Annotated in this window: 6 protein-coding genes; 1 reads left to right on the forward strand and 5 read right to left on the reverse strand. The window is 56.8% G+C overall.

Going from position 1 to position 7,224, the window contains the following annotated elements:
• Positions 1-652: 652 nt before the first annotated feature.
• The 5 genes from VAE55_RS07525 to VAE55_RS07545 form a co-directional block, all read right to left on the reverse strand.
• Complete coding sequence (locus tag VAE55_RS07525) at positions 653-1,774, reverse strand: aminopeptidase P family protein (RefSeq protein ID WP_322815176.1); 1,122 nt, start codon at positions 1,772-1,774, stop codon at positions 653-655.
• Positions 1,775-1,796: 22 nt separating this feature from the next.
• Positions 1,797-2,759 carry a 2-dehydropantoate 2-reductase gene (locus VAE55_RS07530; protein ID WP_322815177.1) on the reverse strand — a complete coding sequence of 321 codons (963 nt, stop codon included), beginning with the start codon at positions 2,757-2,759 and terminating at the stop codon, positions 1,797-1,799.
• A gap of 9 nt (positions 2,760-2,768) precedes the next feature.
• Positions 2,769-3,494, reverse strand: coding sequence for a zinc-ribbon domain-containing protein (locus tag VAE55_RS07535; RefSeq protein ID WP_322815178.1), 726 nt, complete (start codon positions 3,492-3,494; stop codon positions 2,769-2,771).
• A 234-nt stretch (positions 3,495-3,728) separates the two neighbouring features.
• Positions 3,729-5,072, reverse strand: coding sequence for an NAD(P)/FAD-dependent oxidoreductase (locus VAE55_RS07540; RefSeq protein ID WP_322815179.1), 1,344 nt, complete (start codon positions 5,070-5,072; stop codon positions 3,729-3,731).
• 87 nt (positions 5,073-5,159) lie between these two features.
• Positions 5,160-5,651 (reverse strand): ASCH domain-containing protein, encoded by a 492-nt coding sequence (locus VAE55_RS07545; protein ID WP_322815180.1) that lies wholly within the window; start codon positions 5,649-5,651, stop codon positions 5,160-5,162.
• A 654-nt stretch (positions 5,652-6,305) separates the two neighbouring features.
• Between VAE55_RS07545 and VAE55_RS07550 the strand changes: the two genes are divergently transcribed.
• The gene (locus VAE55_RS07550) at positions 6,306-7,079 is read left to right on the forward strand and encodes an inositol monophosphatase family protein (protein WP_322815181.1); all 774 of its coding nucleotides are present in this window, start codon (positions 6,306-6,308) and stop codon (positions 7,077-7,079) included.
• Positions 7,080-7,224: the final 145 nt, after the last annotated feature.

Here is a 7,224-nt window from a genome sequence, read left to right on the forward strand (position 1 = left end):
GAACAAATACAGACTGTAAACGTCGTAAACATCGTCTCCTCACCTGCTGCGATCAACGTGAGTAGTATACCACAGATTGATCGAATCCTGATGAGCTGTTATGCAGTAGGACAGGAGCCTGATGGGTGGAGTATGTGAGGGTACAACTCATCGTGTGGGCAGACTGTATGCAAGTTTGCTGTCGAAGAACTCTCTTGTGTGGAGTGGGGCGATTGATTTAGATAGCGATCTGAAGACGATCACCGTTTCATACGAAGCAAATGACTGGTAGGTCACGGTGGGCGCAGAAGTGCCATCCCTGCCCATACACATCATCACATCCACAGACTGCTTGAGAATGACACAAACTGATCAGAAGTAGCTTAATTTAAACCGTCTAGGTTCTAAAATATGCCTGTTCTCTATTCCCGATCATGTAAAAATACGAACACCCTCACAATGTATAAGTAACATCAGCCAGTGTTACCTTTCAGATGTGACAGTCTTTATTGGCCCACAGGCTACAGGCAACAGTATGTTTCTTCAGTTACAAAAATGATGGCTGGATATTGTTCCAATTTACAATCGACTCAAGCGTTTCAATGTCGATGAGGGCGAGGCACCACCTGTGGATGCCCCTTCGGTATGGGGTTCGGTGTCCTGCAGCCAGTTGTCAATCCGTTCCCGACACCACAATCAGCTCACGGGGGAAGGTGGTCAGTGAGCGACTACCATCAGGCGTGATGACTACATCATCTTCGATGCGCACCCCAAACTGGCCGGGCAGGTAGATGCCTGGCTCGACGGTGAAGGTAGTACCTGGGAGTAGTGGTGCATTACTGCCGGCAACAATGTTGGGTAGTTCGTGGATTTCCAGACCGAGGCCGTGACCGGTGCGGTGAACAAATGCTGCCCCGTAACCGGCATCCTCGATCACCTTACGCGCTGCGGCGTCAATGGTAGCGCCACTCACACCGGGCCGACAGGCGTTACGACCGGCAGTGTTTGCCGCGAGAACGATGTCGTAGACGTGGCGAGCCTGGGGGCCGGGATCGCCAATTGCTACCGTGCGGGTAATGTCTGAATGGTAGCCCTGATATACGGCACCGCAGTCGATAATTACCAGATCACCGGTTTGCAGTACGCGATCACTGTTTTCGTGGTGTGGATTAGCAGCGTTGGGGCCACCGGCTACCATGTTTGCGAAGCTCTCGCCGTCGGCACCGGCTGCCAGGATGGCGTCGCTCAGCATACGCGAGAGGGTTCGCTCGCTCAGTCCGGCACGAATCTGCCTGATGAACGTATGCAATGCCTGCTCGACAATCGCTACGGCGCGTTCCATAAGCGCCAGCTCTTCGGCGTCTTTCACCATCCGTAGTTCACTCAGCATCGGATCAAGATCGACGGTGCGCAGACCGGGAGCAACAGCCTCCAATGATCGCAGCTCCATCACTCGCATGACGGTGTGCTCAACGGCCAACGGTTTATCCGGTACGCTAGAGCCAAAAGCGGTTGCAATGCCGTCAGCCAACGCCTTCAATGGCCCTTCGGCATCACTCCAGGCAAAGAATTGGCTTGTGAAAGGAACACTTGCCCGCACTCGTTCGAGTTCGAGCTGGGGCAGCACCATAACCGGTGGGTTACCGTTCGCCGGTAGCAAGAGCAGGATGAGCCGTTTTCCGGGATGAAAGCGCAGGCCGGTGAGATAGGCGAGATTGGTAGCCGGCATCAAGGCGGCACCAGCGTAATCTGCTGCAACCAGACGCTCTACCAGGCGGGACAGACGTGCAGACATGCGGCGCTCCTCTCTAGCGCATTCAACGTTGGGTCGGTAGTTGGCCGCGGGCGGCTAATTCTTGCGGCAGCAAGATAGCATACAGCATCTCGTTGACCGGCACCGGAACACCAGTGGCACGTGCTAGGCGTACCAGTGCCCCATTCTGGCTGGCCAGTTCCGAAGGCTGGCCACTGATAATATCGCGCTGCAGCGAGGCCGTCCCCTCATAAGGCATGCTATCAATAAACGCCATCATTGCGCTCACTGCATTATCCGGCAGCATCACACCGCGGGCGGCAGCCACATCAACCACCTCTTGCAAACAACGTTCTACCAGGGGGCGGGTTTCAGGCAGGGAACGCCAGACCCCAATCGGGGCGCGGGTAGCGGCGCCAAACCCACTCCAGGCGCAAATCAGCATGAACTTCTGCCAGAGCGCAACGTGGATGTTTTCGGGGATAAAGGCGCGAATGCCAGCCCCCTCCAGTGCGGCCTGAATCCGCGCCAGGCGAGGGGTATGGCGATTGTCGAGTTCACCGAAATCGATAGAGGGCGGATTGACTCCGGCATGAACGATCACACCCGGCGCAGCCCGATAGGCAATGATGCGACACAAGCCGGCCAACACATGTTCGGCGCCAAGTACCTCTGCCAGTTCGGTCGGCGCATCGACCCCGTTGAGCAGCGGGAGCACAGCCGTCTCTGGGCCGATCAGCGGTTGCATCGCATATGCCGCTTCGCGCACCTGCCAGCCCTTCACACCTACAATCACCAGATCGACCGGGCCTACCTCGGCGGGTTGATCGGTTGCCTTCACGTCCGGTAACCAGAAATCGCCGGCAATGCTCTGCACGCGCAGGCCATGAGTTCGCATGGCAGCCAGATGATCGCCCCGGGCAATAAAGAAAACGTCGTGACCGGCCTGGGCCAGGCGACCACCGAAGTAGCCGCCGACACCACCAACACCAACAATCGCTATCCGCATTGGGTTTTCGACACTCATACAGCACTCTTACGACAATTCAACGATAAGCTTTAGCGCTCCCAGCCGCAACTCATCGCCGTGCTGGATCGGCTGCGGCTGACGGGGTGGTATCTTGCTGTTATTCTGAAAGCTCCCATTTGTGCTATCAAGGTCTTCGTAGTAGACCTGGCCATGTTGTACCAGAAAGCGCCCATGGCGGCGACCAACGCCACGTTCCAGACCGCCATGAGTGGTCAAGTCAATATCAGGGTAGAAATTGCTTACCGGATCGGCGCGTCCAACGGTGGCTTGAGCAGTGGCCGGTAATGAGAGCACCGTGCCGTTTTCAAGCCGTAACCGTACCCCGGCCAGCGAACTACGTACCGGTGGGGGGGGAACTGGTGGTACAGAAGTCGGTCGTGCCGGTGCCGGTATTTGTACGGTGGCCGGCTGGGGTGGCGGATAGACTGGTTGCGGTGGTACACCGGGGAATGGCAATCCAACTCCCGGTGATGGCGAAACCGCCGGTCGATTGAAGAGCGGTGCACCACAACTATCGCAGAAGGCTTCACCTGGAATAACACTAGTACCGCATTGTGGGCAGGTGGTTGGCCCGGCGCTTACCGTACCGGTACCTGCTGCACCGCCTGCAGCAGGTGCCAGTGTGGGTGCCTGAGGTGGGGCAGCCGGGACCGGAATCAATTGCGCACCGCACTGATCACAGAAACGGGCACTATCGGGATTGGCAGCACCACATTGTGGACAGAATGGCACAACGTTCCTCCGTATCTGACTAAGATGGTCTTCGTCACGTGGGCGAGGTGAGGATCGCCCAATCCTGTAGCCACACGAGTCGTGAATGGTACCATCTCCATTCACGCTTACGACTCGCCGTTTCTCATACGACTCGTGTACAACAGATGAAGTTGCAGCGTTGCTCCATGCCATTCATGCATATTGTTGATACGTCCACTATAGCACAAGATTCGGATCAGCGATGGCAGCACCTCACCTGTAGTCATGCCGTTCGCCGACATCCAGCAGCGCTTCCTCGTACTCTTCAGCACCAATCCCAAAGATTAGCCGCACCCCTCGATCATACGTGAAATAGCTATACGCCCAATTGAGCAGGACTAACGCCCGGTTGCGAAAACCAACCAGTGCCATCAGGTGGACAAACAGCCAGCCAACCCAGGCCAGCCAGCCGCTCAACCGCACGCCGAAGGCGTCGAGTACGGCAGCACTGCGGCCAATTGTTGCCATCTGGCCCTTATCGTGGTACTGAAAGGGCTGCATCGGTCGCCCGTCAATCTGAGCCAGTATATTACGTGCGGCCTGTTCACCCATCTGGATGGCTACCGGCGCCACCATTGGGTAGGCAACCCCGGGCCGATAGCCTTCCAGGTACGCCATATCACCGATCACAAAGACGCGATCATCGTCTGGCAGGGTAAGCTGAGGAGTTACCACCACACGCGCACCACGGCCGAGGGTTACCCCCAGCGCATCGGCCAATGGCGCACCCCGAACTCCGGCGGCCCAGACAACGGTTTTCGCGGCGAGGCTGGAGCCATCACGAAACCGGAGACCGTTTGTATCTGCATCGGCGACCGGCGTGTTCAGGCGAACCTCAACACCCATGCGTTGCAGACGGTGCAACGCAGCCTGTTGCAACGAATCTGGAAATGAGGCGAGAATACGGTCGGTAGCCTCGATCAGGACAACCCGGGACTGGCGGACATCGAGCATCGGATAATCGTGGCGAATCACATGGCGGATAAGCTCGACAAAAGCGCCGGCCAGTTCAACACCGGTTGGGCCACCGCCAACCACAGCAAACGTCAACAACGCCATTCGCTTGTCCGGATCGCTCTCGGCAGCAGCCCGTTCACAACACAACAAGACGTGGTTACGCAACCGTTGGGCTTCGTTCAGGTCTTTCATCCCCAGGGTATGACGGGCAATCCGCTCGTTACCGAAGAAATTGGTGGTGCTGCCGGCTGCCAGAATCAGATAGTCGTACTGCACACTGCCGGTATTGGTATGCACAAGCTGACGGGTAAAATCAACGCCGTGAACTTCGGCGAGCAGAAAGTTCACATTACGATAACGGCGCAGAATGGTGCGCACCGGATAGGCAATCGACTCCGGTTCCAGGCCGGCGGTTGCGACCTGGTAGAGCAGCGGCCAGAAACCGTGGTAGTTGGTACGATTGATCAGTAGCACATCCACCGGCGCTTGGGCCAGCATGCGGACTGCGGCCAGACCGCCGAAGCCGGCACCTACAATCACAACTCGTGGGCGACGGGACTGAGCAGATGGCTGATTGGATATGGTATGTGGCGAAGACACGATTCGCCTCCTTTCTAGTGAAATCATTCACAAAATATCACGAACATACTACCCCGTCAATCCGTCGCCGGAACGAACCACGATAGATCAGCGCTGTACGATCACCCATCCCCGCCGGTCACGTCGTGGGAGTGAAAGCGATGGCAAGGGCCAGACATCATCAATCCAGATCAGCGTGACGTAACGATCGGTGGCGTGTGCTGACCAGAAGTCTGGATCGTCGATAGCGAGATCGGGTTCATATGCCTGTCGAATCTCGTGTATCTCGCCTGCCAAAAGTGGACGACTGATTGCCTCCGTCACCAGCGCTAATCCGGCCAGTGGCCCACCGGCACGCTTGAGGAGCAGGATATCGCCGACTGCAACACAATTAAATGGAGGACGACGGTCGTGTGCGAAACGGCTTTCGATCCGTTTTTGACCGCTGAGGATTCGACTCAGATACGGTTCACGCAGAATGACCAGGTGGATAGTTGCATCGCTTTGGGAATGATACCACCAGCATAGACGCTTGTGCCACGTCGGTTGGGTTTGGGTTGCAGCGATGATCTGTTGCCAGAGTTGTGGCGATAATTGCATACCTGTTGCCAGATGAGGAACGCATACAACATCATGATATCACATCTGGCGTGGAAGCGTTCATACCATCCATGTGAACCAACCAATCACTCTGCCACCACTCCAGAGCGTGGATGAGCCGAATCGGCATTCCTGCTCCACCCGCAGCGGGATCGCGTTTCAGCGCAGATGCCGTTGTCAAACCGGGTTCCCCGGATCGCGTGGTGTGGAGTGTGGCAGCCACGCTGCCGCACCGGCCATGCTTACCATCAGGTACGGTTCGCAGCGGTTTTCCCACCGGTCACAGGGACAACATGCGGGAAGAGGGCGTCCATGTGGTTTGACCATCCGTGATGCGCTACCGGTGCGTGAGCGGTGATGCGGATCGGGGAGCGGATGTCCGCATCCCTATTGGCTCCCGTAGAAGTGATGCCAGCATCAACGATCATTTGACATAACACAAAACAACGGATTAGGAGCATTATCTACCGCAATACCGGTTTTCAATCAACATCGCATGTGCGTAGCCTGCCGGAAGGTGGGCCAGTGGAGTGCATATGTTGGCAGCATATGCTCGTGTAGATTGAGGATGTATTAATTGTACGGATTGGTAGTACAATACAATAACGCGCCGCAGCAAGGCAGACGTTGTGGCCACGACCGGCGGAGGTTTGTGTGGAGATCGATATTGCGCTCGTGCGCGCATGGGCGCAACAAGCCGGTGATATGCTTTTGCGCTCGTACTTTAATCAGGTGTCGCCAGAACAAAAACTCGACAAGAGTCTGGTGACGGCGGCGGATCGTGCGATTGAAGATTGGTTACGCGATACGATTCATGCTCGCTTTCCCGATCATGGTGTGTTGGGTGAGGAGCGCGATCCGGTTGGTCTCGACCGCGAGTATATCTGGGTTATTGATCCAATTGACGGTACCAGTTCGTTCGTGTCGGGACTACCGATGTGGGCCGTCTCTATCGGTATCCTGCGGCGTGGTGAGCCGCAGGCCGGTGTGATTTATCTTCCGGTTTTAGGCGATTGTTATTGGGCGGTTGCCGGTGGTCAGGCGTTCTGGAATGATGTGCCGATACAGGTTGCATCCCCCCAACCGCCCGACCCCAACGATTGGATTGCCATTCCTTCAACCTTCCACCGGGCGTATACCATCCACTACCCCGGTAAAGTTCGGGTGCTGGGATCGGTTGCGGCCGATTGTTGTTACGTGGCCCGTGGTCAGGCCAAAGCCGCTATTATCGGTAAAGCAAAGGTGTGGGATGTTGCTGCCGGGTGGGTGATTGTACAGGCGGCCGGCGGGGTGATTTGTCCGCTGCAAGGAGTCTTGCCCGACTGGATGACCCTGCTGCAGACGATTCGCCTGCCGACGCCGGTCGTGATTGGTCACCCGCAACAGGTGGCGCAGGTGTGTGCGGTTGTGCGGCACATTAAGCCTTGAGTTGACACGAGCACTTCAAGCGCGTTTCAGAGGCGTGTGAACTTGAATTAAAACCTATGGGCGACTACGCGGATGCACCCGGAACAACACGGCTTGGGCGGATACTCGTGGATAGCGCAACGCCTCGCGCCCCCCATCCGCGCCG

Source organism: Chloroflexus sp., from assembly GCF_034432675.1.
Classification (GTDB): Bacteria; Chloroflexota; Chloroflexia; order Chloroflexales; family Chloroflexaceae; genus Chloroflexus.

Coding starts and splice junctions, on each gene's coding strand:
- VAE55_RS07525 (WP_322815176.1), bottom strand. CDS start 1,774: ATGTCTGCACGTCTGTCCCGCCTGGTAGAGCGTCTGGTTGCAGCAGAT.
- VAE55_RS07530 (WP_322815177.1), bottom strand. CDS start 2,759: ATGAGTGTCGAAAACCCAATGCGGATAGCGATTGTTGGTGTTGGTGGT.
- VAE55_RS07545 (WP_322815180.1), bottom strand. CDS start 5,651: ATGCAATTATCGCCACAACTCTGGCAACAGATCATCGCTGCAACCCAA.